The sequence below is a fragment of the Kitasatospora sp. NPDC101801 genome (assembly GCF_044766665.1).
Taxonomy (GTDB): Bacteria; Actinomycetota; Actinomycetes; order Streptomycetales; family Streptomycetaceae; genus Kitasatospora.
Genome location: NZ_JBIWML010000008.1, coordinates 200,694 through 226,465, shown reverse-complemented (window position 1 = coordinate 226,465; position 25,772 = coordinate 200,694). Strand labels below are relative to the sequence as shown.

The following is a 25,772-nucleotide window of genomic DNA, read 5'->3' as shown; positions in this document are numbered from 1 at the left end:
GTGGCGGAGGTGCCGATCACGTTCGTGGAGCGTGAGCTGGGTGCGTCCAAGATGAGCCGGGGCATCGTGCTGGAGGCCCTGTGGCGGGTCACCGCCTGGGGCCTCACCGCCCGCCTCAACAAGCTCCGCCGGAGCTGACGGCAGCTCAGGCCCCGCGTGCGGGGCCGGTACTTCCGGGTGAGGATGGAGGCCCCAGGCCGCCCCGGAGGTTTCGCGTGACAGAGTCGCCGACCCGGGCTCCGCGGGAGCCCGGGCGGTGGGCCCGGGTCAGGAGCGGGCTCGCCGCCCTGACCGCGACCGCGAAGGGCCTGCCCGACCGGATCCCGATCGTCGGCCGGGCGGTCGGGCAGCTCGTCCGGGTCAACCTGCTGGACAGCGCGACCCGGCTGGCCGCCCAGGCCTTCCTCAGCGCCCTGCCCGCCCTCTTCGTGGTCGCCGTGTTCGCCCCCAGCAGCGTCCGGAACGGCGTGGTCGGCTCACTCCGGGACCAGCTCGGCCTGCAGGGCGAGGCCCAGCAGCAGGTCCGGCAGCTGATGTCGGCCGGCCACGACGACGTCGCCCAGAGCTTCGGCCTGATCGGCGCCCTGGTCACCCTGCTCTCCGCGACCGCCCTCAGCCGGGCCATGCAACGGGTCTGCGAACGCTGCTGGGAGATGCCCAGGTCCGGCACCCGGGTGGCCGCCTGGCGCTGGCTCGCCTGGCTCGCGGTGTGGCTGGTCGTGCTGGTCTTCCAGGTCCCGGTCCGCAAGGGCTTCGGCGCCGGGGCCTGGCTGGGACTGCCGCTCTTCATGCTCCTCGCCACCGCCCTCTGGTGGTGGACCCAGCACCTGCTGCTCGGCAGCCGGGTCCGCTGGTACCCGCTGCTCCCCGGCGCCCTGCTGGCCGGCGCCGCCATCACCGGCCTCGGCATCGCCGCCCAGGTCTACCTGCCCGGCGCGGTCTCCCGCAGCATCACCAAGTTCGGCCCGTACGGCGTGGTGTTCACCTCGCTGTCCTGGCTGATCGTGCTCTTCACCGCCGTCACCCTGGCCATCGCCCTCGGCCGCGTCGTGGCCGAGGAGCCCCTGCTCGCCCGCCACCTCGGCACCCCCACCCAACCGGGCACCTGGAACCGCCGCCGGCCCTGACCGGGCGCTGCCCCTCGGCAGGTGCTTCGGAAGGGTCAGGGGCTCGGGGCTCTGCTGATGTGCGGCTCCGCCGCGTGGGCGACGCCGACTTTTGGCATGCGGCGCGCCATCTACGGTCAGGGGCTCGGGGAACTGCGACGCCGGCCTCGTACAGGGTGATCCGTGCGTAGGTGGTCAGGCACTTTCGCAGTGACCCGAACGCCAGATCTCCTCGCCCACCCGGCGGAGCCGCACGTCAGCAGAGCCCCGAGCCCCTGGACCGTGGCTGCCCGATCGCCTGCAAAAGGTGCAGCCCAGCGCCCCGGGTAGTGCACCCGGACACCCTGCAAGAAGCACCTGCCTACGTCAGGCGAAGCAGGCGGGACATGATCGACGGCGGGGCGAGATCCGACTGCAGGGTCACCGGTACTTCGACCTTGCCGTCGCCTTCGCCCGCCGCGATGGTCCCGACCTGGGTGCCGGCCTTGACGGAGTGGCCGAGCTGCTGGGTGTTCATGGTGAGCTGGGCGGTGATCCCGGACCAGCCCGCGACCGTCAGGTCCTTGGTGGCGACCACCGGCACCTGACCGCCGAGCCCGTCGTCCACGTACCCGACGACCTTGCCCTGCTTGGCCAGGGTCTGGCCGGTCAGCCCGTCCTGGGCGCCGGTGATGATCTTCTGACTGACCGTCTGGGCCGCCTTCAGCAGGTTGTCCACGGTGGTCGCCGGCTGTCCCAGGGTGACGCCGATGATCATCCGCTTGGTGCCGCCGACGTCCTTGACCGCCGCCCACATCAGGCAGGAACCGGCGGGGGTGCTGGAACCCGTCTTGCCGCCGATCACGCCGTTCTTGGCGGAGAGCAGGCCGTTGGTGTTGTAGATCCGCTGGTTGTTGAAGGTCATGTCCGGGGTGGCGACCACCTGGCGGAACACGTCGTCCTTCATCACCTGTCCGGCCAGCTTGAGCTGGTCCTTGGCGGTGCTCTTGGTGTCGTTGTTGTACCCGGCGGGGTCCGCGTACGTGGTGTTGGTCATGCCGAACGCCTTGGCCTCGTCGTTCATCTTCTTGACGAACTCCGCCTCGGAGCCGGCGTCCCAGCGGGCCAGCAGCCGGGCGACGTTGTTGGCCGAGGGCAGCATCAGCAGTTCGAGCGCCTCGAACTGGGAGAGCTTCTGGCCCTCGGTGAGCTGGGCCCGGGACTCGTCCGTGTTGGCGGACTCGTCGGCGGCCTGCTTGTCCACCGTGATCACCGGGCCGGGCTCACCCTTCTTCAGGGGGTGGTCCCGGAGGATCAGGTGGGCGTTCATCACCTTGGTGACGCTGGCGATCGGCACCGGGGTCTCGGGCCCCGAGCTGCCCAGGCTGCCGACCCCGACCACCTCGGCGGCGGCCTGGCCCTTGGCCGGCCAGGGCAGGGCGAGCGGGCTGCCGGTGAAGGTGTACGAGTTGGCCAGCGAGAGCTTGACCTTGGGGTCCGGCAGCGGGCGGAGCAGCTGGGCGACCACCACCGCACCGATCACCACGGCGAGGAACAGGCTCCAGACGGTGATCCGCTTGACGCCCCGTCGGAACGGCGAGACCGGACGGGCGGAGAGCGCGGCCAGCACCTCCATCGCCTCGTCGGTGGTCTCGGGCACCGGCAGCGGGGCGGGCGGCTCCTCGACCGGCAGACCGGCGGGCTCGGGGACGGTCCAGACCTGCACCGGCGGCTTGGCGAACGCGACCACCGGCTCGGCGTCGGCCTCGGCCTCAGGCTCAGCCACCTCGGGCACGGCCTCGGGCTCAGCCTCGACCACCTCGGCCTCGGCCTCGACCGCCTCGGGCTCCGTCACCTCGGCCGCGATCCGGTCCTCCTCGACCTCGTCCGCCTCGTCCTTGGCGTCCCGAACCGCGAGACGGGGATCGACCACCCGGGGCTCCTCGGCGGCCTCGGCCGCCACCACCTCAGGCTTGTCCGGGCTGGTCACAGCCTCGGATTCGGTCTCCTCCGGCAGCCGGAGCATGGTGGTCGCGTTGTCCACCGGCAGCCTCAGCATGGTGGTCCGGCTGTCCACATCCCGGACCCTCAGCTGGACGGTGGAGCCGTTCGTTCCGGTCCCGGTCGCATCGACCGACACCTCCTCCTCGCCTTCCCCGTCGCGCCGCACCTTGTCGGGGGACTCGCCCACGTAACCCATCCTCCTCGTCCGCCGTACCGGCCGAACCCGATTTCCATTCGCCGGTTAGCTGTCCAGTCTCCGGCACCGAGGGCCGTAACGGCCGTCACACCCCGCCCGACCGGCCACTATTCGGCCGAACCGACCTCGGACCGGGCTCTCCCAGCCAGGGACGCGAGGCCCGTACGGGGCGGTTCCAGCCCCCACCGCTAGGTCACGATTCGGAGGCGTACTCGACAAGCCGCTGTGAGAGGCGTCACTCTGTCATTCATCCACGCGGGGAGGCTTGGATGGGCAAGAGCCGCAGAACTATTCCCGAGGAACTCCTGTTGCTCGCCTTGGACCCGACCACGGGCACCACGGCGCAGCCGCAGACCCTCGACCTCGGACTCGCCGGGGCACAGCTCGTCGAGCTGTCCTTGGCCGGAAGGATCGTCCCGGACGGGGACCGGATCGCCGTGGTGCTGCCACGACCGACCGGTGACCCGACCCTGGACCACGCACTGGAACTGCTGCGCCGTCGTGGCAGCCCGGTGCGGGCCGCGCACTGGATCGGCGGGCCCCGACTGGGGCTCCGGCAGACCTACCTGGCGCACCTGGAGAGGTGCGGCATGGTGACTGCCGTGTCGGGCCAGGTGTGCGGTGTGCTGCCGACGACGCGTTACCAGGCGTCGGACGACTGCACCAACGCCGCGATCAAGCAGCGGCTGGACACCGCGATCCGCACGGGCGTCCCGCCGGACCCCAGGACGGCTGCACTGGCCGCACTGGCGCATGCCGTCGGCCTGGGCAAGCACCTCTACCCGGGCAACGAGGGCAGGTCCTCGCGGTCACGACTGCGCGACCTGATCAGGTACGACCCGCTGGGCGGCATGGTGGCGCACGCGGTGATGGACGTTCAGAACGGGCTGCCCAACCAGGCCCGTGGTCCGGCGACGGCCGCCGGACCGACCAGGCCGGCGCCGGCCGGTCGACCGGCCCCGAGCCGGCCGACCTCGGGCGGCAGCGGCCACGGGATGGTCAGCCGGGCGGTAGCCCGCTGACCGGAGCGTACGGCGGACCGTGCGCGCCGATGAACGGACGGACCCTTCGGGGCGGTCGGGCCAGGCAGTCAACTGCCGGTCCCGACCGCCCCGTTGGCATTTCACGGCGGCGCGGGCCGCTATACCGGTTCCCGGGCCGGGGCGCAAGGGCCAGGATCCCGATTGAGTGGTTTTCCGATGATCTGTTCTAGTGCCCTCCTGTGATTCCCCCGCGCCGGACCGAGTCAAGATGGCATGCTGCTCCAAGTCAGGGGGGTTGGTACCAATTTCCACAGTCTTCCGAGGCGCGCCGCTCTCCGGCCCGCCAGAGGCCCGGCCGGAGGTCGACGTGTCCGCCAACATCAATCCGACAGTTCGGCGACGCAGGCTCGGCGCCGAACTGCGGCGTCTGCGTGAACTGAAGGGGCTGACCGCCGAGGAGGTGGCCGGCCGTCTGATGGTCTCCCAGTCCAAGATCAGCCGCCTGGAGAACGGGCGCCGCTCGATCAGCCAGCGGGACGTCCGGGATCTCTGCGACGTCTACGAGGTCGGTGACGAGCGGGTCAGGGCCGGGCTGATGGAGATGGCCCGGGAGTCCCGGCAGCGCGGCTGGTGGCACGAGTTCGGCGACATCCCGTACAGCGTCTACATCGGCCTGGAGGCCGAGGCCAGCTCGATCCGGGCCTACGAGTCCTCCTTCGTCCCCGGCCTGCTGCAGACCAGGGAGTACGCCGAGGCCGTGGTCGAGGGCACCCAGCCGGACACCGAAGTGGGCGCCATCAAGCGGCGGGTGGACGTCCGGCTGAAGCGGCAGAGCCGGATATACGGCGAGGACCAGCTCGGCAGTCTCTGGGTGGTGATAGACGAGGCCGTGCTGATCCGGGTGGTGGGCGGCCCGCGGGTGATGGCCGACCAGCTGCTCCAGCTGCTGGAGTTGAGCGAGCGGCCGAACATCAACCTGCAGGTGATCCCGTTCCGGCACGGCGCGCATCCCGGCATGACCGGGACATTTTCCCTGATGGAGTTCCCGGAGTCGGCGGATTCGACCGTCGTCTACTTCGAAGGAGTGACGAGCGACCTCTACCTCGAGAAGGAGGCCGACGTCCGCCGCTATACCAATCTGTACGACCACCTGCGGGCCGCAGCGCTCAGCGTCGCGGAGAGCCGGTCATTGATTCACACCTATGCAGAGGGGTTCAAGAGATGAGCACGAAGTCGACCAGCAACCTGACCTGGCGCAAGAGCAGCCACAGCGGTGGCAACGGCGCCTGTGTCGAGATCGCCGTCCCGAGCAGCGCCACCATCGCCGTCCGTGACTCCAAGGACCCCGAGGGCCCCCAGCTGCACTTCAGCCAGGAGGCGTGGGCCGCGTTCGCCACCGCCACCGCCACCGGTGCCTTCGGCGAGATCTGAGACTCCGTCGCCCCGGGGAGCGGGCCGCAGGCGAGCAGCCGGCGGCCCGCTCCGCTGTTCCCGGGCTACTTCAGCGGGTAGCGCTCCGACCAGGCGGGGCCGCGCAGTTCGGGCCCGTGCAGCAGTTCCAGCACGAAGTCGTCGGCCAGCTCCAGGATCGTGCCCCGGCCCTCCAGTTCGGCCAGCAGCTCGGGCGGCAGCGCCGTCTCGCCGTGCAGGGCGCCGAGCAGGCTCCCGCAGACCACCCCGGTCGAGTCGCTGTCACCGGAGTGGTTGACCGCCAGCAGCAGGCCGGACTTCACGTCGTGCGCGACCAGGGCGCAGTAGACCCCGATCGCCAACGCCTCCTCCGCGACCCAGCCCTGGCCCAGCTCCTCGACCCGGTCGGCCGACGGCTCCCCCGCCCGGACCGCGTCCAGCGCCTTGCGCAGCGCCGCCGTGGTCTCCTCGTGGCCCGGGTGGTCGGACAGCGTGGCCAGCGCCAGGTGGACGCCCTCCTCCAGGGTGCCGCCCCTGGCCACCGTGTGCACGATCACCGCGAAGGCCCCCGCCGCCAGATAGCCGGTCGAATGGCCGTGCGTCAACACCGAGCACTCGACCGCCAGTTGGAACACCAGGCCGGGCTCCCAGGCGGTCAGCAGCCCGAACGGTGCGGCCCGCATCACCGTGCCGCACCCCTTCGACTCCGGGTTGCGCGGCGCATCGAGCGTGCCGGGCCGCTCCGCGTCCGGGCCGGTCAGCCCCGACAGGCAGGCCTGCCCGGGGGCGCGCTGCGCGTACAGCCACTCCTGCCGCCCCAGCCAGCCCAGATCGCTCCTGCGCTCGTCCGGGCCCCAGTCGTACTGGGTAGCCGCCCAGCGCAGGTACGCCTGGTGCACGTCGGTCGGCGGGTGCCAACTCCCGCCGTCCCGTTGGACATGGGCCCGGATCAGCCCGTCCACGGTGAACAGCGTCATCTGGGTGTCGTCGGTGACCCGGCCCGCCCGGCCGTACGCGGGGACGTAGCCCGCCACCCCGGCCGACCCGTGCGCGGCGCGGATGCTCTCCAGCGACTCGAACTCGATCCCGGCGCCGAGCGCGTCACCGATCGCCCCGCCGAGCAGACAGCCGCGCACCCTGCTGCGGAAGTCCTGCTGCTGCGCGCGCGACCACAGTGGCATCAACGGACGGCACCTTTCCTCGGGTACGGGAGCTGCCCGCCCCCGGCGGCGGCCGGGCTGGAGCGCATCCGCACTGTATTCGAATACCGCTCCGATTTGGACCTCCACCCGCGAACACCAGCTCGTCAGCACATTGTTGCCACCGCGCCACCCGGCGGCCATCCGGCAACGGCCGGGGGTTCCTAACGTCCGCAGCATGACCACCTCCCCCTCGCGTCTCGCCCTCGCCGTGGCCCTCACCGGCGCGCTCACCCTCGGCTCCGGCGCGCTCACCGCCGGGACCGCGCTGGCCGACTCCCCCACCCGGTCCGCCCAGCAGTCCGCGCACCGCATCCCGTTCACCGCCGCCACCGTGACCCAGCAGGCGGACGGCTCCTTCAAGCTCGACTGGACCGCCCCCGGCACCCGCCGGGTCACCGTGTACGCGGGCACCGACCGGGACGGCATCCGGCACCGCACCCCCGTCGCCCGGGGCAACGGCTCGGCCACCGTCACGGTCACCGGGCCGGCCACCGCCGACCGCTGGTTCTTCGAGCTGGTCCCGGACCGGGGCGAGTCGCTGACCGTCGCCGACCGTTCGCTGCACCTGGCCTCGGCCCCCAACTTCCGCGACGCGGGCGGCTACCGCACCGCCGACGGCCACTGGGTGAAGATGGGCGAGGTCTACCGCTCGGACGACCTGAGCCGGCTGACCGACGCCGACCTGGCCAAGCTCCAGCGGCTCGGCATCCGGCAGGTCTTCGACCTGCGCACCCCCGGCGAGCAGAAGACCGCCCCCGACCGCATCCCGGCCGGCGCCACCGTGGTGAACGCCAACGTGCTCGGCGTCGCCGACACCGGCGCCTTCAACGTCACCTCGCCCGCAGCCGCCGTCCAGGCGATGGTCGACGCCGAGCGCGTGATGGTCGCCGCCGACAGCGCCAGGTCCGCCTACCGGAACGTGCTCCGAGCCGCCGACGACCGGCACGCGATCCTGTTCCACTGCACCGCCGGCAAGGACCGCACCGGGTGGGCGAACGCCGCGCTGCTCACCGCGCTCGGCGTGCCGCGCAGCACGGTCGAGGCCGACTACCTGGCCAGCAACGACTACCGGGCGGCGGCCAACGCGGCGATCCTGGCGCAGCTGCCGGCTCCCTACCAGGCCGTCTACAAGCCGCTGCTGGACGTCCGTCCGGAGTACCTGAACGCCGGCTTCGACGAGGTCCAGGCCAAGTACGGCTCCTTCGACCGCTACCTCAAGTACGGCCTCGGCATCGACGCCCACCAGCTCCGCGACCGCCTCCTCGCGGGCTGACCCGCACCTTTTGCACGGGGCTCCCGTTCTACGGTCCAGGGGCTCGGGACTGCGCTGTAGGCAGGCGCTCAGCGGTCAACTACCCAGGGGCTCGGGGAACTGCGAGGAGATCTGGCGTGCGGGTCACTGTGAAAGTCCCTGACCATCTACGCGACGATCACCTTGCAAGGGCCAGCGTCGCAGTTCCCCGAGCCCCTGGACCGTAGCGGGCTGAGCGCCTGCCTAAGAGCGTCAGTCGAGGACGGGGAGCAGTTGCGGCAGGTGGCCGTCCGAGGCCAGGGCGGCCGCCCTGCGTTCGGGGGTGACCTCGCCGTAGGTGGTGGTGCGTTGGCGGTGGGGGCGGCCGGCGGCTTCGGCGATGGCTTCGAGGTCGCGGACGGACATGTAGCTGCCGTAGGCGGAGCCGGCCATCCGGGAGATGGTCTCCTCCATCAGGGTGCCGCCCAGGTCGTTCGCGCCGGAACGGAGCATCTCGGCCGCCCCCGCCGCCCCCAGCTTCACCCAGCTGGTCTGGATGTTGGGGATGTGCGGGTGCAGCAGCAGCCGGGCCATCGCCATCACCGCACGGTTGTCCCGCATGGTGGGCCCCGGCCGGGCGATCCCGGCCAGGTAGACCGGGGCGTTGGTGTGGATGAACGGCAGCGTGACGAACTCGGTGAAACCACCGGTCCGTTGCTGGATCTCGGCCAGCAGCCGCAGGTGCCCCAGCCAGTGGGTCGGGTTGTCCACGTGGCCGTACATCATGGTGGACGACGAGCGGATGCCCAACTCGTGTGCGGTGCTGACCACTTCGACCCAGGTGGCGGCGGGCAGCTTGCCCTTGGTGAGCACCCAGCGGACCTCGTCGTCGAGGATCTCCGCCGCCGTGCCGGGGATGGTGTCGAGGCCGGCGGCCTTCGCCTCGGCCAGCCAGTCGCGGATCGAGAGGCCGGTCCTGGTCGCGCCGTTGACCACCTCCATCGGGGAGAAGGCGTGCACGTGCATGCCGGGCACCCGGGCCTTCACCGCCCGGGCGATGTCGAAGTACGCGGTGCCCGGCAGGTCGGGGTGGATGCCGCCCTGCATGCAGACCTCGGTGGCCCCGACCTCCCAGGCCTGCTCGGCCCGGTCGGCGACCTGGTCCAGCGAGAGGGTGTAGGCGTCGGCGTCGGTGCGCCGCTGGGCGAAGGCGCAGAACCGGCAGCCGGTGTAGCAGACGTTGGTGAAGTTGATGTTCCGGGTGACGCAGTACGTGACCTCCTCGCCGACCGCGTCCCGGCGGACCGCGTCGGCGATCCCGCAGAGCGCGTCCAGCGCGGCGCCGTCGGCCCGGAACAGGGCCAGCGCCTGACCGTCGGTGAGCCGGGCCGGGTCGTCCGCCGCGACCGCCAGGGCCTCCCGCAGGTCGCCGCCGAGCCGCTCCGGCGCCGAACTGCCGACCTGGGCGCGGAGTTCGTCCCAGTCGCCGTAGACCTCCTCGAAGTCGGCCCGCCGGTCGCCGGTGCGCCCCTCGGTGTCGATCTCCAGGTGCAGCTCGGTCCGGCCGAACGAGACCGGCAGCTCCTCCGGCTCCTGCCAGGGCAGGCCCACCGGCATCGCGTCCTCCCGGGCCAGCCCGGTCTCCGGATCGGCCAGCGCCCGGACGTGCGGCAGGATGCGCGGGTCCAGCCACGGTTCGCCGCGCAGCAGGTACTCCGGATACACCGTCAGCCGCTCGCGCAGCGCGAAGCCCTGGGCCGCCGTCCGGGCGGCCAGCTCCTCGATCTGCGGCCAGGGGCGCTCGGGGTTGACGTGGTCGGGGGTGAGCGGGGAGACCCCGCCCCAGTCGTCGATGCCCGCACCGATGATCAGCGGGTACTGCTCGTCGACCAGGTTCGGCGGGGCCTGGATCCGGGCGGACGGGCCGAGCACCAGCCGGGTGACCGCGATCGCGGCGGCCAGCTCCTCCAGTTCGGCGTCCGGCATGGCCCGCATCGCGGTGTCCGGCTTGGCCCGGAAGTTCTGCACGATCACCTCCTGCACCCCGTGGTAGCGGCGGGCGGTGCGGCGGATCGCGAACAGCGCGTCGGCGCGCTCCTCGTAGGTCTCGCCGATGCCGATCAGCACCCCGGTGGTGAACGGCACCGCGCTGCGACCGGCGTCCTCCAGCACCCGCAGCCGGACGGCCGGCTCCTTGTCCGGCGAGCCGAAGTGCGGGCCGCCGGGCTCGGACCAGAGCCGGGTCGCGGTGGTCTCCAGCATCATCCCCATCGAGGGGGCGACCGGCTTGAGCCGCTGGAAGTCGGTCCAGCTCAGCACCCCGGGGTTGAGGTGCGGCAGCAGCCCGGTCTCCTCCAGCACCCGGATCGACATCGCCCGGACGTACGAGAGGGTGTCGTCGTACCCGTGCGCGTCCAGCCACTCGCGGGCCTCCGGCCAGCGGTCCTCGGGGCGGTCGCCGAGCGTGAACAGGGCCTCCTTGCAGCCCGTCGCCGCGCCCTGCCGGGCGATCTCCAGCACCTCGTCCGGCGAGAGGTAGAGACCGTGGCCGTCCTTGCGGAGCTTGCCGGGCACGGTGACGAAGGTGCAGTAGTGGCAGCGGTCCCGGCAGAGCCGGGTGAGCGGGATGAAGACCTTCTTCGAGTACGTGATGACCCCGGGCCGCCCGGCCTCGGCCAGCCCGGCGTCCCTGATCCGGGCCGCCGTGGCGCAGAGGTCCGTCAGATCGGCGCCGCGGGCCCGGAGCAGCACCGCCGCCTCGGCCACGTCGAGCGCCACCCCGTCCCTGGCCCGGCGGAGTGCGCGCCGCATCGAGTTGGCCGTCGGGGCGGTCGGCTGGTCCTCCGAAGGATTCATGAGGGCGACGATACCCAGCGGTTCGTCCACCGGGATGACACGACCCTGATGTGGACTCAGGGTCGGCTGCACCCCTGGTCGTACGGGCGTCCCGCCCTCTGGGGCGATGCCCGGGAACCCGGCAGGGGCTCTAATGGTTGTGCAGAGCAGGACATCTGACGACGACAGGGGTAGAAGTCATGGTGGACCAAGTGCAGCCGTACCGATCCGGCCGGCGTGCCACCGCCCGGGTGCTGGTCCCGGTCGGTGTGGTGGCCCTGACCGCGGCCGGGATCGGTCTGGTGCCCGCGATGGCCGGTGACTCGGGGCCCTCGCTGCCCGCTCTGACGGCGGAGCAGGTGGTGGCCAAGGCGCTCGGCTCCGACACCGAGGCGCTGTCCGGCACCGTGAAGGTCAAGGCCGACATCGGCGTGCCGGCCCAGCTGCTCGGCGGGCTGCCCGGCGCCGGTGGTGGCTACCGCGGCGGCGACCAGGGCGGATCGGCGGCCGCCCCCGAGGGCAAGCTGCTCGAACTGCTCGGCGGGGAGCACACCCTGCAGGTCGCGGTGGACGGCCCGGACCGCCAGCGGATCGGGCTGATCGGCGGTCTGACCGGCTACGAGCTGGTGCACAACGGCGGCGAGCTGTGGGCCTGGGACAGCAAGAGCAACGACGCGGTCCACCTGACCGGCCCGGCGGCGGCCGCCGCCCAGCGGCCGAGGACCCCGCTGCCGGTCACCCCGCAGGACGCGGCCCGGAAGTTCCTCACGCTGGGCGCCGAGTCCACCTCCGTGGCGGTGGACGGCACCGCCGAGGTGGCCGGGCAGAAGGCGTACCAGCTGAGCGTGAAGCCGAAGCAGAGCGGCTCGACCATCGCCGAGGTCCGGATCGCGGTGGCCGCCGACAACGGTGTGCCGCTGGCCGTGGTGGTCCGCTCGACCGACGGCGCCAAGGTGCTGGACGTGCACTTCAGCCAGGTCTCGTTCGCCAGGCCGAGCGCCTCGACCTTCGCCTTCACCGCCCCCAAGGGCGCCAAGGTGACGGAGCGTCGGGCCGACGCAGCCGAGGCCCCGCCCACCCGGGACGGCGCCGCGGAGCACCTCCCGAGCGCGGCCGGGGCCGGCGGTTTCGACCTGGTCGGCCAGGGCTGGGCCACCGTGCTCACCGGCAAGCTGCCTGCGGGCGAGGGGAGTTCGTTCGCCAAGGCGCTCGGCAAGCCGGTCGGCGGCGGCACCCTGATCGGTACCAAGGTGCTGAACGTGCTGATCACCGACGACGGCCGGGTGTACGCCGGTGCGGTCACCCCGCAGGTGCTGCAGAGCGCGGCCGGGGTGAAGTAGGTGGCTCTTCTCGAGCAGTCGGACGGCCGGGCGGCCACCAACCGCCCGGCCGCCTCGGCGGACGTGATCCGCACCAGCGGCCTGACCAAGCGGTTCCGGGGCGGGCAGCTGGCGGTGGACAACCTGGACCTGACGGTCCCCCGGGGGTCGGTCTTCGGCTTCCTCGGCCCGAACGGCTCCGGCAAGACCACCACCATCCGGATGCTGATGGGCCTGATCGCCCCGACCGCCGGGGTGGCCACCGTGCTCGGCGAGCCGATGCCCGGCGCGGTCTCCTCGGTGCTGCCCCGGGTCGGCGCCCTGATCGAGGGCCCGGCCCTGTACGGCTTCCTGTCCGGCCGGGACAACCTGGCCCGGATCGACGCCGCCGACCCGACCACCGACCCGCGCACCCGGTCCCGCCGGGTCGACGAGGCGCTGGACCGGGTCGGGCTGACCGCAGCGGCGGGCAAGAAGGCCCGGGCCTACTCGCTCGGCATGAAACAGCGGCTCGGGCTGGCCTCGGCCCTGCTCCGGCCGCGCGAGCTGCTGGTGCTGGACGAGCCCACCAACGGCCTGGACCCGCAGGGCATGCGGGAGATCCGCGCGCTGATCCGGGAGGTCGCGGCCGACGGCACCACCGTCTTCCTCTCCTCCCACTTGCTCGACGAGATCGAGCACGTCTGCACCCACGCGGCCGTGATGGCCAAGGGCCGCCTGCTGGTGCAGGGCACGGTGGCCGAGCTGGCCGCCCGTGCCTCGGGCCGCCTGGTGGTCCGTACGCCCGACGTCGCGCTGGCCGCCGAGGTGCTGGCCGGCCGTCAGGTCACCGACCTGACCAACGACGAGGACCGGGTCTCCGGCACCCCGCTGGGCGACCAGGAACTGCCCAAGCTCTGCGCCGCCCTGGTCGAGGCCGGGGTCCGGGTGCACGGCTTCGGCGTGGAGCGCGGCACACTCGAGGACGCCTTCGTGGCACTGACCGGAGAGGGTTTCGATGTCGCTGGTTGAGACGCGGCCGCTGACCGCCGCCGTGGCGGTGCGGGGTTTGCTCTCGCTGTTCCGCAGCGAGCTGGGGCTGACCTTCCGCCGGGCCAGGACGATCACCCTGCTCGGCATCCTGGCCGCACTGCCGGTGCTGATCGGCCTGGTGATCAAGTGGCAGACCGACGAGTCGGGGGGCGGCGGCGGTCCGGCCTTCATCGCCCAGGTGACCCAGAACGGCCTGTTCCTGGTCTTCACCTCACTGGCCGTCACCCTGCCGATCTTCCTGCCGATGACGGTGGGCGTGGTGGCCGGCGACTCGATCGCCGGTGAGGCCGCCTCCGGCACCCTGCGCTACCTGCTGGTCGCCCCGGCCGGGCGGACCAGGCTGCTGGCCGTCAAGTTCGCGGCGGGGATGACCTTCTGCCTGGCCGCCACCCTGGCCGTCGCACTGTCCGCCCTGGCCACCGGCGCGGCGCTGTTCCCGCTCGGCGAGGTCACCCTGCTCTCCGGCGACACCGTCGGCCCCGGGGCGGCCCTGTTCCGGGCGGTCCTGGTCGCCCTGGTGGTCGCCGCCTCCCTCGCCGGGCTGGTCGCCATCGGCCTGTTCGTCTCCACCCTGACGGGCAGTGGGATCGCCGCCATGGCCACCACGGTGGTGCTGGTGATCACCGTGCAGATCCTGGACACCTTCCCCCAGCTGCACGCCATCCAGCCCTACCTCTTCACCCACCACTGGCTCAGCTTCGGCGACCTGCTCCGGCAGCCGATCTACTGGGACAACGTCCTGCAGAACCTCGGCCTCCAGGCCGTCTACGTAGCCGTCTTCGGCTCCGCCGCCTGGGCCCGCTTCACCTCCCGCGACATCACTGCGTGAGCTCGGGGGCTGTGCTGTAGGCAGGCGCTCAGCCGTCAACCACCCAGGGGCTCGGGGCTGCACCATAGGCAGGCGCTCAGCCGTCAACCACCCAGGGGCTCGGGGCTGCACCATAGGCAGGCGCTCAGCCGTCAACCACCCAGGGGCTCGGGGAACTGCGAGGAGATCTGGCGTTCGGGTCACTGCGAAAGTGCCTGACCATTTACGCGACGATCACCTTTCCCGAGGCCGGCGTCGCAGTTCCCCGAGCCCCTGGTGGTGCACCTCGTGCGCCCGCGCGGCGGAGCCGCACAACAACAGAGCCCCGAGCCCCTGACCGTAGCTGCCGAAGCGCCTGCCAAAAGCATCGTCAGGCAGTACGGGAGGCCGCGGCCGCACAGGCGAGGACCGGGAGTTGGGTCGGGGAGACCAGGAAGAGCGGGGACCAGCCGGGGCAGACCAGGCGGACGCCGGCCGTCAGGCCGTGCAGGCGGGCCCGGTGCGACCCCTTGAGCTCGACCCGGTCCAGCCGGTAGGGGGACTCCAGGGTGATCGCCGGGTGGCCGGGACGCTGCCAGCGGAAGGTCACGGGGCCGCCGGGGTGGGCGGCACTGAGCAGGAGCTCACCGGTTTCGGCGGCATCCATCTCACGGCGGACGGCGGGCACCCGCAACGCCCCTCTGGAGGCCAGGACCAGGGCCCCGTCCACCGCCCCGGCACGTCGGAACGGCCGGGCCACCCGAGCGCTGAGCTGGACCATCGCGACTCCTCCCGGGCCTCACCGAGCTGTGGCACCCCGGACGTTAGCAGGAGTGCGGCCCGGTTGAGGAGATCCGGAAACGAGTTCTTCACACCACGGGACGTCAGGCCGAGAGCGCCCGCTCCGGTGCGTCGGCCACCGCGACCGGCCGGGCGAGCGCGGCCGCCGCCCGGTTCTGCCGGAGCCGCCGCAGCGCGTCCCAGCTCAGCATCACCAGCGCGACCCAGACCAGGGCGAACCCGGCCCAGCGGGCGGGCGGCATCTGCTCGTGGAAGACGGTGATCCCGAGCAGGAACTGGAGCACCGGCGCCAGGTACTGGAGCAGCCCGAGGGTGCTCAGCGGCACCCGCAGGGCGGCCGCGCCGAAGCAGAGCAGCGGGATCGCGGTGATCACCCCGCTGAGCATCAGCAGGCCCGAGTGACCCCAGCCGGCGACCCCGAAGCTGCCCTCGCCGCGGACCGCCAGCCAGATCAGGAAGGCCACCGCGAAGGGGAACATCACCGCGCTCTCCAGCGCGAAGCTCTCCTGGCCGCCGAGGGCGACCTTCTTCTTGAGCAGGCCGTAGGTGCCGAAGGAGAACGCCAGGGTGAGCGCGATCCAGGGCAGTCGGCCGTAGCCGACGGTGAGCACCACGACCGCCGCCGTTCCGACGCCGACCGCCACCCACTGGGCGGTGCGCAGCCGTTCGCGCAGCAGAAGGACGCCGAAGGCGATGGTGACCAGCGGGTTGATGAAGTACCCGAGGCTGGCCTCGACCACGTGGCCGGCGTTCACCGCCCAGATGTACACGCCCCAGTTGACCGTGATGGTCATCGCGGCCAGCACCGAGAGGGCCAGCCTGCGGGGCTGGGCGAGCAGCGGCCTGATCCACGCCCACCGGCGCTGGACCAGCAGCAGCAGGGCCACGGCCACCAGCGACCAGGTCATCCGGTTGGCCAGGATGTCGACCGCGCTGCTGGGCTCCAGCAGCGGCCAGAACAGCGGGAAGAGCCCCCAGATTCCGTACGCGGCCACGCCGTAGCCGATCCCGTTGCCGCTGCCGGCCTCTTGCTTCCCCGCCATTGACCGGCCGCCCTCCGCGCGCACTGCCCTCCGGTCGAAGGTAGCGGCAGGGAGGGCGGACTGTCATCTCCGTATCAGGGTTTGACTCATGACAGGTCAGACCGCCGCGGCGACCGTCTCCGCCAGCGGCGTGGTCGGACGGCCGATCAGCTTGCTCAGCCCGCCCTGGTGCCGGGCCAGCTCGCCCCGGGCGATGGCGGCGTCGACCTCGACCAGGATCGCGGCGAAGCCCTCGGGCAGACCGGCTCCGACCAGGACGGCCCGGTGCTGCTCGGCGGGCAGGTCGCGGTACTCGACCGGCTTGCCCGAGGCGGCGGCCAGCGCGGCCGCGTACTCCGAGAAGCTCCAGGCAACGTCCCCGCTGAGCTCGTACACCCGGTTGGCGTGGCCCTCGCCGGTCAGCACCTCGACGGCCGCGTCGGCGTAGTCGCGACGGCTGGCGGTGGCGATCCTGGTGTCGCCGTTGCTGCCGACCACGGCGCCGTGCTCCAGGGCGACCGCGGCGTTGGCGGTGTAGTTCTCGGTGTACCAGCCGTTGCGCAGGAAGACGTAGGGCAGGCCGGAGGCGAGGATGGCCGCCTCGGTGCCCTTGTGGTCGTCGGCGAGCGCGAAGTTGGCGTCGTCGCCGCCCAGGACGCCGGTGTAGGCGAGCAGCGCGACCCCGGCCGCCTTGGCCGCCTCGACCACGGCGGTGTGCTGCGGGATCCGGGCGCCGACCGCGTCGCCCGAGATCAGCAGCACCTTGTCACCGGCCCCGAAGGCGGCCGCCAGCGTCTCGGGCCGGTCGTAGTCGACCACCCGCACGTCGACGCCCCGGGCCGCCCAGTCGGCGGCCTTGTCGGCCGAGCGGACGGCCACCGCGAGCTCGGTGGCGGGGACCTTGGCCAGCAGGCCCTCGACGACCAGGCGGCCGAGCTGTCCGGTGGCTCCGGTGACGACGATCATGACGTTCTCCCTGCGGTGGGCTCTTGTGCTGACAGCACTCACCGTATGTACTGGACTTACCAATCGGAAGTACGCACTTCGAAGTAGGGTACTGACATGAAGGTAAGTGTCGAGGAACTGCAGCACCCGCCGGACGTCAACGACCGGATGTGCCCGTCCCGGGGCGTGCTGGAGCACGTCACCAGCCGCTGGGGCGTGCTGGTGCTGATCGCGCTGGCCGAGCGCGAGTACCGGTTCAGCGAGCTGCGCCGCCGGGTCGCCGGGGTGAGCGAGAAGATGCTCGCCCAGACCCTGCAGAACCTCGAGCGGGACGGCTTCGTGCACCGCGAGGCGCACCCGGTGATCCCGCCCCGGGTCGACTACCGGCTCACCCCGCTCGGCGTCGAGGCGGCCGAGCTGGTCGGCGGCCTCGCGCACTGGGTGGAGCGGCACACCCCCACGGTGCTGGCCACCCGGCTGGTGTACGACGCCGCCCGCTGACCCCACGGCGGGGGCCGGCGGGCGGCGGGGCCGGGCTCAGGCCACCGTCCAGGTGTCCTTCCCGGTCAGCAGGGCCCCCAGGTCGCCCCGGCCGTGCTGCTCGACGGCCAGGTCCAGCTGATCGCCCATCAGGTCGTCGTAGACCGGCCGCCGGACCGAGCGCAGCACCCCGATCGGGGTGTGGTGCAGGGTGTCGGCGTCGGCGATCCGGGACAGCGCGAACGCCAGCGCCGGGTTGGGGTGGTGGGCGTCGTGCACCAGCACGTCCGCCTGGTTCTCCTCGCTGAGCGGCGCCACGTACAGCTCGCCGACCGCGTCCCGGAAGACGCCCCGGCCGGCGAAGGTGACCGGCTGCCCGTGCTCCAGCCGGATCAGCGCCTCGTCCCGGGTGCCCGGGTCCTTGAGCACCTCGAAGGCGTTGTCGTTGAAGATGTTGCAGTTCTGGTAGATCTCCACCAGCGCGGTGCCCTGGTGCTCGGCGGCCGCCCGGAGCACCGACTGCAGGTGCTGGCGGTCAGAGTCGATGGTCCGGGCGACGAAGGTGGCCTCGGCGCCGATCGCCAGCGAGAGCGGGTTGAAGGGGTGGTCCAGCGAGCCCATCGGGGTGGACTTGGTGATCTTCCCGACCTCGCTGGTGGGCGAGTACTGACCCTTGGTCAGCCCGTAGATCCGGTTGTTGAACAGCAGGATCTTCAGGTTGACGTTCCGTCGCAGCGCGTGGATCAGGTGGTTGCCACCGATCGACAGCGCGTCGCCGTCACCCGTCACCACCCAGACCGACAGGTCCCGCCGGGAGGCGGCCAGGCCGGTGGCGATCGCCGGGGCACGGCCGTGGATCGAGTGCATCCCGTAGGTGTTCATGTAGTACGGGAAGCGCGAGGAGCAGCCGATCCCGGAGACGAAGACGGTGTTCTCCCGCCTGATGCCCAGCTCGGGCATGAACGCCTGGACGGCGGCCAGGATCGCGTAGTCCCCGCAGCCGGGGCACCAGCGCACCTCCTGGTCGGTCTTGAACTCCTTGGCGGTCTGCAGCGCCTCGGCCTTGGGGACCAGTCGAAGGCTCTCCATCACTTCTCCTCCAGAGTGCCGATGGCGGCGGACAGCACGTCGGCCAGCTGGGCCGCCTTGAACGGCAGCCCGCGCACCTGGTTGTAGGACTCCGCGTCCACCAGGTACTTGGCCCGAAGCAGCAGGGCGAGCTGACCGAGGTTCATCTCCGGCACGATCACCTTGTCGTACGCCTTGAGGATCGAACCCAGGTTCGCCGGGAAGGGGTTGAGGTGCCGCAGGTGGGTCTGCGCCACCTCGCCGCCGTCCGCCCGGACCCGCCGGACGGCCGCGGTGATCGGGCCGTAGGTGGAGCCCCAGCCGAGCACCAGCACCCGGGCCTTGCCGGACGGGTCGTCGACCTCCAGGTCGGGGACGTCGATCCCGTCGATCTTGGCCTGCCGGGTGCGGACCATGAAGTCGTGGTTGGCCGGGTCGTAGGAGATGTTCCCGGTGCCGTCCTGCTTCTCGATCCCGCCGATCCGGTGCTCCAGGCCGGCCGTGCCGGGCACCGCCCAAGGGCGGGCCAGCGTGGCCGGGTCGCGCTGGTACGGCCAGAACTCGCCGTCGTGGTTCGGTCCGGTGGCGAAGTCGGGGTCGATGGAAGGGAGTTCGTCCACGGTCGGGATCCGCCAAGGCTCCGAGCCGTTGGCCAGGTAGCCGTCCGAGAGCAGGAAGACCGGGGTGCGGTAGACCACCGCGATCCGGGCCGCCTCCAGTGCGGCGTCGAAACAGTCGGCCGGGGTGGCCGGGGCCACGATCGGCACCGGCGCCTCGCCGTTGCGGCCGAACATCGCCTGCAGCAGGTCGGCCTGCTCGGTCTTGGTGGGCAGGCCGGTGGACGGGCCACCGCGCTGGATGTCCACCACCAGCAGCGGGAGTTCGAGCGAGACCGCCAGGCCGATGGTCTCCGACTTGAGCGCCACCCCGGGGCCCGAGGTGGTGGTGACCCCGAGCGCCCCGCCGAACGCGGCACCGAGCGCGGCACCGATCCCGGCGATCTCGTCCTCGGCCTGGAAGGTCCGGACGCCGAAGTTCTTGTGCCGGGACAGCTCGTGCAGGATGTCCGAGGCCGGGGTGATCGGGTAGGAGCCCAGGAAGACCGGCAGGCCGGAGCGCTGCCCGGCCGCGATCAGGCCGTAGGACAGCGCGAGGTTGCCGGAGATGTTCCGGTAGGTGCCGAGCGGCAGCCTGGCCGGGGCCACCTCGTAGGAGACCGCGAAGTCCTCGGTGGTCTCGCCGAAGTTCCAACCCGCCCGGAACGCCGTGATGTTGGCCTCGGCGATGTCCGGCTTCTTGGCGAACTTCTGCCGCAGGAACGCCTCCGTCCCGTGGGTGGGCCGGTGGTACATCCAGGACAGCAGCCCGAGCGCGAACATGTTCTTCGCCCGCTCGGCGTCCTTCCGGGCCAGGCCGGAGTCCTTGAGCGCCTCCAGGGTGAGCGCCGTCAGCGGCACCCGGTGCACGTGGTACGCCTCCAGCGAGCCGTCGGCCAGCGGGTCGGCGGCGTAACCGACCTTCGCCAGCGCGCGCTTGGTGAACTCGTCGGTGTTGGCGATGATCTCGGCGCCGCGCGGCAGGTCACCCAGGTTGGCCTTGAGCGCCGCCGGGTTCATCGCGACCAGCACGTTCGGCGCGTCGCCCGGGGTGAGGATGTCGTGGTCCGCGAAGTGCAGCTGGAACGACGACACGCCGGGCAGGGTCCCGGCGGGGGCCCTGATCTCGGCCGGGAAGTTCGGCAGCGTCGAGAGGTCGTTGCCGAACGACGCCGTCTCCGAGGTGAAGCGGTCACCGGTGAGCTGCATACCGTCACCGGAGTCCCCGGCGAACCGGATGATCACCCGGTCCACCCGCCGGATCGGCTTCGCGGGGCGCTGCCGCGCGCCCGGGGGCGGGACCGGCCCCGAACGGCCTTCGCCGCCGTCAGAGCCGTCCACTGCCTCTGCCTGATCCACCTGACTGGTCACTGCCGCGGACCTCCTCGTGGGCGCCAGGCGCGGGCGTGAGCCGTGTGCCCCGTCCGCGTGGTGCACTGCTTGGCATCCTAGGCCGCCGGAACCCGCCCGGGCCGTAACTTCGGATCAGCGGCGGGGCCCTCCACCGGTACACAACGTTGACGCTAGGGGTCTTCATGCCCCGCGCAGGGGTGGCTCGATCAGGACTGTAGGTAGGTGAGCACCGCCAGCACCCGACGGTGGTCCTCGGGGCTCTGGCCGAGGCCCAGCTTGAGGAAGATGTTGCTGACGTGCTTCTCCACCGCGCCGTCCGAGACCACCAGCTGCCGGGCCACCGCGGCGTTGGTCCGGCCCTCGGCCATCAGCCCGAGCACCTCGCGCTCGCGCGGGGTCAGCCCGGCCAGCACGTCGCCCTTGCGGCTGCGGCTGAGCAGCTGCTGCACCACCTCCGGGTCCAGCGCGGTGCCGCCGTCGGCCACCCGGACCACCGCGTCGACGAACTCCCTGACCTCGGCCACCCGGTCCTTGAGCAGGTAGCCGACGCCCCGGGTGGAGCCGGCCAGCAGCTCGCTCGCGTACTTCTCCTCGACGTACTGGGACAGCACCAGCACGCCCAGCCCCGGGTACAGCCCGCGCAGCGTGACGCAGGCCCTGACCCCCTCGTCGGTGTGGGTCGGCGGCATCCGGACGTCGGCCACCACCACGTCCGGCAGCGCGTCGCCGGCGGCCAGCTCCTGGACGGTGCGGACCAGCGACTCGCCGTCCCCGACGCCCGCGACCACCTCCAGGCCCCGGTCGGTGAGCAGCCTGGTCAGGCCCTCGCGCAGCAGTACGGAGTCCTCGGCGATGACGACACGGAGCATGACGGCCTTTCGGGCAGGGAGACCGGACGGCGTCCAGTCTCCCGCATCCGACGATCCGTCATGCCGGGCGGGCTCCCCGTCACATGGTGCGGATGGCCACCGCGTCGCACAGGCCCTGCAGGGCCGCCTTGGCCGGGCAGTCCGGCAGCGGGGCGAGCAGCGCGCGGGCCTCCTCGGCGTAGCGCAGGGTGTCCCGGCGGGCGCGTTCCAGCGCCGGGTGCCGGCGCAGCAGCTTGAGCGCCTCGGCGTGCAGCTCGTCGTCGGCCGCCAGGTCGAGGGTGAGCAGCTCGCGCAGCCGGAGGTCCTCGGGGTCGGCCTGGTCCACCGGCATCTGCTGGAGCAGCAGGATCGGCAGCGTCGGCACGCCCTCGCGCAGGTCGGTGCCGGGGGTCTTGCCGGACTCGTGGCCGTCGCTGGCGATGTCCAGCACGTCGTCGGCGAGCTGGAACGCGGTGCCCATCCGCTCGCCGTACTGGCGGAGGATCTCCACCGCCTCCGGGGTGGCGCCGGCCATCAGCGCGCCGAGGTGGCAGGCCACCGCGACCAGCGAGCCGGTCTTGCCCGCGATCACGTCCAGGTAGTGCTGGAGCGGGTCGTCCTCGGGGCGCGGGCCGGCCGTCTCCAGGATCTGGCCGGTCACCAGTCGCTCGAACGCGTCGGCCTGCAGCCGGACCGCCGCCGGGCCGAGGTCGGCCAGCACCTGGGAGGCGCGGGAGAACAGGAAGTCGCCGGTCAGGATGGCGACCGAGTTGTCCCAGCGGGAGTTGGCGCTCGGCGCGCCCCGCCGGACGGGGGCCTCGTCCATCACGTCGTCGTGGTACAGGGTGGCCAGGTGGGTCAGCTCGACCACCACGGCGGCGGGGACCACACCGGGCGCGTACGGGTCGCCGAACTGGGCGGCCAGCATCACCAGCAGCGGGCGGAAGCGCTTGCCGCCGGCCTCGATCAGGTGGCTCGCGGTGACGGTGATGAACGGGACTTCGCTCTTGACCGTCTCGGTCAGGGACGCCTCGACGGCGTCCATGCCGGCCTGGACGTCGCTGGTGAGATCGCGGTCCTGCACGCTCAGCCCGAAGGGCCCCACGACGGTCACGCAGACCACTCCTGTCCCTGGTCGATTCGCGGCCTGGTCCCTGAGTGCCGCCGCTGGCCTACTAGGAGGGTATCCGGTCGCGAGTGGATCACTGCACGGGCGTGCGGACCTCCCCGGGTCCTGTCACGGAACAGGGCCCGCAGCCTGCGGCTACGGGCCCTGTCGCGGTCGCTCAACGCGTGAAGACCGAGGCCGAGGAGGCCAGGTCGAGGAAGTACTGCGGGGCCAGCCCGAGCACCAGGGTGACCAGGACGCCGACCGCGATGGCGGTGCTGGTGAGCACGCTGGGCACGGCCACGGCGGGCCCGCCCGGACGCGGGTCGGAGAAGAACATCAGCACGATCACGCGGATGTAGAAGAAGGCCGCGACGGCCGAGCTGAGCACACCGACGATCACCAGCGGCGTGGCACCGCCGGCCGCCGCCGCCTGGAACACCGCGAACTTGCCGGTGAAGCCCGAGGTCAGCGGGATGCCGGCGAAGGCCAGCAGGAAGAGCGCGAAGACCGCCGCCAGCAGCGGCGAGCGCCGCCCCAGCCCGGCCCAGCTGGACAGGTGGGTCGCCTCCCCCTTGGAGTCGCGCACCAGGGTCACCACCGCGAACGCGCCGAGGGTGACGAAGGAGTACGCGGCCAGGTAGAAGAGGACCGCCCCGACGCCCTGCTTGTTGGAGGCGATCACGCCGGTCAGGATGAAGCCGGCGTGCGCGATCGAGGAGTACGCCAGCAGTCGCTTGACGTCCTGCTGGGTGACCGCCAGCACCGCGCCGACCACCATGGTCAGGATCGCCACGCCCCACATGACGGGCCGCCAGTCCCAGCGCAGGCCCGGGAAGGCCACGTAGAACAGCCGGAGGAAGGCCCCGAACGCGGCCGTCTTGGTGGCCGCGGCCATGAAGCCGGTGACCGGGGTCGGCGCGCCCTGGTAGACGTCCGGGGTCCAGGAGTGGAACGGCACCGCGCCGACCTTGAAGAGCAGGCCGACCGAGAGCATCGCCAGGCCGATCAGCAGCAGCGCGTCGTTCTGGGTGGAGCCCGCCAGCGCCGGGGTGACCTGGGCAACCCCGGAGACCACGTCGGCGATCCCGCCCAGCCGGACGGTGCCCGCGTAGCCGTACAGCAGCGCGATGCCGAACAGGAAGAAGGCCGAGGCGAAGGCGCCGAGCAGGAAGTACTTGACCGCCGCCTCCTGGGAGAGCAGCCGGCGGCGCCGGGCCAGTGCGCAGAGCAGGTAGAGCGGGAGGGAGAAGACCTCCAGCGCGACGAACATGGTCAGCAGGTCGTTGGCGGCCGGGAAGAGCAGCATGCCGCCGACCGCGAACAGGGTGAGCGGGTAGACCTCGGTGGAGGCGAACCCGGCCCGGGTGGCCTGCCGCTCCTGCTCGCTGCCGGGGACCGACGCGCCCTGCGGGACGAAGGCGTCCACGGCGTTGCCGTTCAGCTTCGGCTCCAGCCGGCGCTCGGCGTAGGTGAGCACGGCCACCGCGGCGGAGAGCAGGATCAGGCCCTGCAGGAACAGCGCGGGGCCGTCGATGGCCACCGCGCCCATCGCCAGCAGCCCGGCCTCGGTGGAGGCGTGCCCCTGGGCGGCCAGCACCACCACGGCGCCGAACGAGGCCGCCAGGCCGAGCAGCGCGATGGTGACCTGGGCGCCGTACCGGGCCCGGCGCGGCAGGAACGCCTCGGCCAGGATGCCCAGCAGGGCGGCCCCGAAGACGATCAGCATCGGCGAGAGCTGGCCGTACTCGATGTGCGGCGCCGGGATGCTGGGGCTGTTGCCGCCCGCGGCGGCGAGCCAACCGCTCACTTGTGCTCACCTCCGGTGGTGGCGGCGACCGGGTGGGCCGGTGCCGGGTCGGTCTGCTGCACCTGGGACATGGTGGCGTCCACGGTCGGGTTGACCAGGTCGGTGAGCGGCTTGGGGTAGACGCCCAGCAGGATGGTCAGGGCCACCAGCGGGGCCACCACGGCCAGCTCACGGACCTTCAGGTCCGACATGCCCGCCACGCCCTCCTTGACGGGGCCTGTCATGGTGCGTTGGTAGAGCAGCAGCGCGTACAGCGCGGCCAGCACGATGCCCAGGGTGGCGATGATCCCGATCACCGGGTACTTGGCGAAGGTGCCGACCAGGACCAGGAACTCGCTGACGAACGGGGCGAGCCCGGGCAGCGAGAGGGTGGCCAGGCCACCGATCAGGAAGGTCCCGGCGAGCACCGGGGCGACCTTCTGCACCCCGCCGAAGTCGCTGATCAGGCGCGAGCCCCGACGGGAGATCAGGAAGCCCGCGACCAGCATCCAGGCGGCGGTGGAGATGCCGTGGTTCACCATGTAGAGGGTGGCACCGCTCTGCGCCTGGGTGGTGAAGGCGAAGATGCCCATGATGATGAAGCCGAAGTGCGAGATCGAGGCGTACGCGACCAGGCGCTTGATGTCCTTCTGACCGACCGCCAGCAGCGCGCCGTAGACGATCCCGATCAGGGCCAGCACCAGGATCACCGGCCCGAAGGTGGTGGACGCGTCCGGGAACAGGCCCAGGCAGAACCGCAGCATCGCGAAGGTGCCGACCTTGTCGACCACCGCCGTGATCAGCACGGCCGTCCCGGCGGTGGCCTCGCCCATCGCGTTCGGCAGCCAGGTGTGCAGCGGCCAGAGCGGGGCCTTCACCGCGAAGGCGAAGAAGAAGCCCAGGAAGAGCGCCTTCTCGGCGGTCGGGTCGATCACCAGCTTGCCGCTCGCGATCGCGTCGGTCAGCGTCGGCAGGTCGAAGGTGGCCAGGCCCTGCCCGGAGGCGATCACGTACAGCCCGATCACGGCGGCCAGCATGACCAGACCGCCGAGCAGGTTGTAGAGCAGGAACTTGACGGCGGCGTACGAGCGCTGGGCGCTCGCGTCCGGTCCGCCGGCCCGGTCGCCGAAGCCGCCGATCAGGAAGTACATCGGGATCAGCATGGCTTCGAAGAAGACGTAGAACACGAAGACGTCGGTGGCCAGGAAGGAGACGATCACCATCGCCTCGACCGCCAGCACCAGGGCGAAGAAGCCCTGGGTGCGGCGCAGGTTCTCGAAGGTGCCGTCCGGGTTCTGGATCGGCTCCGCGTCGTGCCAGGAGGCCAGCAGCACGATCGGCACCAGCACCGCGGTGAGCAGCACCAGGACCGCGCCGATCCCGTCCACGCCGAGCGAGAAGCTGATCCCGAAGGACCTGATCCAGCTGTACGACTCGGTCAACTGGTAGCGGTCACCGCCGGGTTCGTACCGGACGGCGACCAGCACGGCCAGCACCAGGGCGGCCGTCGAGACGGCCATCGCGGTGAGCTTCGCCGTCCGTCGGCGGGCCTCGGTGGTGCCACCCGGCAGCGCCGCGGTGAGCACCGCCCCGGCGGCGGGGACGGCACAGGTGGCGGTCAGCAGATAGCTCATCGCCGGACCTCCCATACAAGTCGGCCGAGCAGGTGGGTAGCGGC

The 25,772-nt window shown here is 71.9% G+C and carries 21 protein-coding genes and 1 pseudogene; 10 read left to right on the top strand and 12 right to left on the bottom strand.

Features of this window, described 5'->3' with window-relative positions; genetic code table 11:
- A pseudogene (locus tag ACIRPK_RS13705) lies at positions 1-138 on the top strand (dolichol-phosphate mannosyltransferase); the annotation flags it as partial.
- Between the two features lie 77 nt (positions 139-215).
- The gene (locus ACIRPK_RS13700; protein WP_403037412.1) at positions 216-1,127 is read left to right on the top strand and encodes a YhjD/YihY/BrkB family envelope integrity protein; all 912 of its coding nucleotides are present in this window, start codon (positions 216-218) and stop codon (positions 1,125-1,127) included.
- A 340-nt stretch (positions 1,128-1,467) separates the two neighbouring features.
- Here ACIRPK_RS13700 and ACIRPK_RS13695 read toward each other — a convergent pair whose 3' ends face one another.
- A complete protein-coding gene (locus ACIRPK_RS13695) occupies positions 1,468-3,276 on the bottom strand; it encodes a D-alanyl-D-alanine carboxypeptidase (RefSeq protein ID WP_403037410.1) in 1,809 nt (602 codons plus the stop codon).
- Positions 3,277-3,554: 278 nt separating this feature from the next.
- Here ACIRPK_RS13695 and ACIRPK_RS13690 point away from each other — a divergent pair, with 278 nt between their 5' ends.
- From ACIRPK_RS13690 to ACIRPK_RS13680, 3 genes are all read left to right on the top strand, one after another.
- Positions 3,555-4,307, top strand: a complete 753-nt coding sequence (locus tag ACIRPK_RS13690; protein ID WP_403037408.1) for a GPP34 family phosphoprotein — start codon at positions 3,555-3,557, stop codon at positions 4,305-4,307.
- A gap of 328 nt (positions 4,308-4,635) precedes the next feature.
- Positions 4,636-5,493 carry a helix-turn-helix domain-containing protein gene (locus ACIRPK_RS13685; RefSeq protein ID WP_403037405.1) on the top strand — a complete coding sequence of 286 codons (858 nt, stop codon included), beginning with the start codon at positions 4,636-4,638 and terminating at the stop codon, positions 5,491-5,493.
- Positions 5,490-5,699: a DUF397 domain-containing protein gene (locus ACIRPK_RS13680; protein ID WP_403037403.1), complete on the top strand. Its 210-nt coding sequence runs from the start codon at positions 5,490-5,492 to the stop codon at positions 5,697-5,699. Before ACIRPK_RS13685 ends, ACIRPK_RS13680 begins: the two co-directional genes overlap by 4 nt.
- A gap of 65 nt (positions 5,700-5,764) precedes the next feature.
- Here ACIRPK_RS13680 and ACIRPK_RS13675 read toward each other — a convergent pair whose 3' ends face one another.
- Positions 5,765-6,859 (bottom strand): ADP-ribosylglycohydrolase family protein, encoded by a 1,095-nt coding sequence (locus ACIRPK_RS13675; protein WP_403037401.1) that lies wholly within the window; start codon positions 6,857-6,859, stop codon positions 5,765-5,767.
- A 196-nt stretch (positions 6,860-7,055) separates the two neighbouring features.
- Here ACIRPK_RS13675 and ACIRPK_RS13670 point away from each other — a divergent pair, with 196 nt between their 5' ends.
- Positions 7,056-8,153, top strand: coding sequence for a tyrosine-protein phosphatase (locus ACIRPK_RS13670; protein WP_403037398.1), 1,098 nt, complete (start codon positions 7,056-7,058; stop codon positions 8,151-8,153).
- Positions 8,154-8,384: 231 nt separating this feature from the next.
- Here ACIRPK_RS13670 and ACIRPK_RS13665 read toward each other — a convergent pair whose 3' ends face one another.
- Positions 8,385-10,967, bottom strand: a complete 2,583-nt coding sequence (locus ACIRPK_RS13665) for a bifunctional FO biosynthesis protein CofGH (RefSeq protein ID WP_403037395.1) — start codon at positions 10,965-10,967, stop codon at positions 8,385-8,387.
- 179 nt (positions 10,968-11,146) lie between these two features.
- Here ACIRPK_RS13665 and ACIRPK_RS13660 point away from each other — a divergent pair, with 179 nt between their 5' ends.
- The 3 genes from ACIRPK_RS13660 to ACIRPK_RS13650 all read left to right on the top strand — a co-directional run bounded on the left by ACIRPK_RS13660 (position 11,147) and on the right by ACIRPK_RS13650 (position 14,126).
- The gene (locus ACIRPK_RS13660) at positions 11,147-12,286 is read left to right on the top strand and encodes an outer membrane lipoprotein carrier protein LolA (RefSeq protein ID WP_403037392.1); all 1,140 of its coding nucleotides are present in this window, start codon (positions 11,147-11,149) and stop codon (positions 12,284-12,286) included.
- A gap of 63 nt (positions 12,287-12,349) precedes the next feature.
- The gene (locus ACIRPK_RS13655) at positions 12,350-13,276 is read left to right on the top strand and encodes an ABC transporter ATP-binding protein (protein WP_403037423.1); all 927 of its coding nucleotides are present in this window, start codon (positions 12,350-12,352) and stop codon (positions 13,274-13,276) included.
- On the top strand, positions 13,263-14,126 hold the full coding sequence (locus ACIRPK_RS13650; RefSeq protein ID WP_403037389.1) for an ABC transporter permease: 864 nt from the start codon (positions 13,263-13,265) through the stop codon (positions 14,124-14,126). Before ACIRPK_RS13655 ends, ACIRPK_RS13650 begins: the two co-directional genes overlap by 14 nt.
- Before the next feature lie 349 nt (positions 14,127-14,475).
- Here ACIRPK_RS13650 and ACIRPK_RS13645 read toward each other — a convergent pair whose 3' ends face one another.
- The 3 genes from ACIRPK_RS13645 to ACIRPK_RS13635 form a co-directional block, all read right to left on the bottom strand.
- Positions 14,476-14,865 (bottom strand): hypothetical protein, encoded by a 390-nt coding sequence (locus tag ACIRPK_RS13645; protein ID WP_403037386.1) that lies wholly within the window; start codon positions 14,863-14,865, stop codon positions 14,476-14,478.
- Positions 14,866-14,968: 103 nt separating this feature from the next.
- Entirely contained in the window at positions 14,969-15,928 is a 960-nt protein-coding gene (gene rarD / locus ACIRPK_RS13640) for an EamA family transporter RarD (protein WP_403037383.1), read from the bottom strand.
- Between the two features lie 96 nt (positions 15,929-16,024).
- Entirely contained in the window at positions 16,025-16,873 is an 849-nt protein-coding gene (locus ACIRPK_RS13635; protein WP_403037380.1) for an SDR family oxidoreductase, read from the bottom strand.
- 96 nt (positions 16,874-16,969) lie between these two features.
- On the opposite strand from ACIRPK_RS13635, the gene ACIRPK_RS13630 reads away from it, so the two are divergent.
- Positions 16,970-17,353 carry a winged helix-turn-helix transcriptional regulator gene (locus ACIRPK_RS13630; protein ID WP_403037377.1) on the top strand — a complete coding sequence of 128 codons (384 nt, stop codon included), beginning with the start codon at positions 16,970-16,972 and terminating at the stop codon, positions 17,351-17,353.
- Between the two features lie 36 nt (positions 17,354-17,389).
- Here ACIRPK_RS13630 and ACIRPK_RS13625 read toward each other — a convergent pair whose 3' ends face one another.
- The 6 genes from ACIRPK_RS13625 to ACIRPK_RS13600 all read right to left on the bottom strand — a co-directional run bounded on the left by ACIRPK_RS13625 (position 17,390) and on the right by ACIRPK_RS13600 (position 25,728).
- A complete protein-coding gene (locus ACIRPK_RS13625; protein WP_403037374.1) occupies positions 17,390-18,421 on the bottom strand; it encodes a 2-oxoacid:ferredoxin oxidoreductase subunit beta in 1,032 nt (343 codons plus the stop codon).
- Positions 18,421-20,367, bottom strand: a complete 1,947-nt coding sequence (locus tag ACIRPK_RS13620) for a 2-oxoacid:acceptor oxidoreductase subunit alpha (protein ID WP_403037371.1) — start codon at positions 20,365-20,367, stop codon at positions 18,421-18,423. The genes ACIRPK_RS13625 and ACIRPK_RS13620 overlap by 1 nt, the downstream gene beginning before the upstream one ends.
- 188 nt (positions 20,368-20,555) lie before the next feature.
- The gene (locus tag ACIRPK_RS13615; protein WP_403037368.1) at positions 20,556-21,218 is read right to left on the bottom strand and encodes a LuxR C-terminal-related transcriptional regulator; all 663 of its coding nucleotides are present in this window, start codon (positions 21,216-21,218) and stop codon (positions 20,556-20,558) included.
- Between the two features lie 79 nt (positions 21,219-21,297).
- A complete protein-coding gene (locus ACIRPK_RS13610; protein ID WP_403037365.1) occupies positions 21,298-22,311 on the bottom strand; it encodes a polyprenyl synthetase family protein in 1,014 nt (337 codons plus the stop codon).
- Positions 22,312-22,483: 172 nt separating this feature from the next.
- On the bottom strand, positions 22,484-24,115 hold the full coding sequence (nuoN, locus tag ACIRPK_RS13605; protein WP_403037362.1) for an NADH-quinone oxidoreductase subunit NuoN: 1,632 nt from the start codon (positions 24,113-24,115) through the stop codon (positions 22,484-22,486).
- The gene (locus tag ACIRPK_RS13600; protein ID WP_403037359.1) at positions 24,112-25,728 is read right to left on the bottom strand and encodes an NADH-quinone oxidoreductase subunit M; all 1,617 of its coding nucleotides are present in this window, start codon (positions 25,726-25,728) and stop codon (positions 24,112-24,114) included. Before ACIRPK_RS13600 ends, nuoN begins: the two co-directional genes overlap by 4 nt.
- Positions 25,729-25,772: the final 44 nt, after the last annotated feature.

What these genes read in the sequence shown, in the direction of transcription:
- ACIRPK_RS13650 (WP_403037389.1), top strand. Translation starts at nt 13,263, where the DNA reads ATGTCGCTGGTTGAGACGCGGCCGCTGACCGCCGCCGTGGCGGTGCGG.
- rarD (WP_403037383.1), bottom strand. Translation starts at nt 15,928, where the DNA reads ATGGCGGGGAAGCAAGAGGCCGGCAGCGGCAACGGGATCGGCTACGGC.
- ACIRPK_RS13680 (WP_403037403.1), top strand. Translation starts at nt 5,490, where the DNA reads ATGAGCACGAAGTCGACCAGCAACCTGACCTGGCGCAAGAGCAGCCAC.
- ACIRPK_RS13675 (WP_403037401.1), bottom strand. Translation starts at nt 6,859, where the DNA reads ATGCCACTGTGGTCGCGCGCGCAGCAGCAGGACTTCCGCAGCAGGGTG.
- ACIRPK_RS13600 (WP_403037359.1), bottom strand. Translation starts at nt 25,728, where the DNA reads ATGAGCTATCTGCTGACCGCCACCTGTGCCGTCCCCGCCGCCGGGGCG.
- ACIRPK_RS13690 (WP_403037408.1), top strand. Translation starts at nt 3,555, where the DNA reads ATGGGCAAGAGCCGCAGAACTATTCCCGAGGAACTCCTGTTGCTCGCC.
- ACIRPK_RS13665 (WP_403037395.1), bottom strand. Translation starts at nt 10,967, where the DNA reads ATGAATCCTTCGGAGGACCAGCCGACCGCCCCGACGGCCAACTCGATG.
- ACIRPK_RS13630 (WP_403037377.1), top strand. Translation starts at nt 16,970, where the DNA reads ATGAAGGTAAGTGTCGAGGAACTGCAGCACCCGCCGGACGTCAACGAC.
- ACIRPK_RS13635 (WP_403037380.1), bottom strand. Translation starts at nt 16,873, where the DNA reads ATGATCGTCGTCACCGGAGCCACCGGACAGCTCGGCCGCCTGGTCGTC.
- ACIRPK_RS13670 (WP_403037398.1), top strand. Translation starts at nt 7,056, where the DNA reads ATGACCACCTCCCCCTCGCGTCTCGCCCTCGCCGTGGCCCTCACCGGC.
- ACIRPK_RS13660 (WP_403037392.1), top strand. Translation starts at nt 11,147, where the DNA reads ATGGTGGACCAAGTGCAGCCGTACCGATCCGGCCGGCGTGCCACCGCC.
- ACIRPK_RS13645 (WP_403037386.1), bottom strand. Translation starts at nt 14,865, where the DNA reads ATGGTCCAGCTCAGCGCTCGGGTGGCCCGGCCGTTCCGACGTGCCGGG.
- ACIRPK_RS13625 (WP_403037374.1), bottom strand. Translation starts at nt 18,421, where the DNA reads ATGGAGAGCCTTCGACTGGTCCCCAAGGCCGAGGCGCTGCAGACCGCC.
- ACIRPK_RS13615 (WP_403037368.1), bottom strand. Translation starts at nt 21,218, where the DNA reads ATGCTCCGTGTCGTCATCGCCGAGGACTCCGTACTGCTGCGCGAGGGC.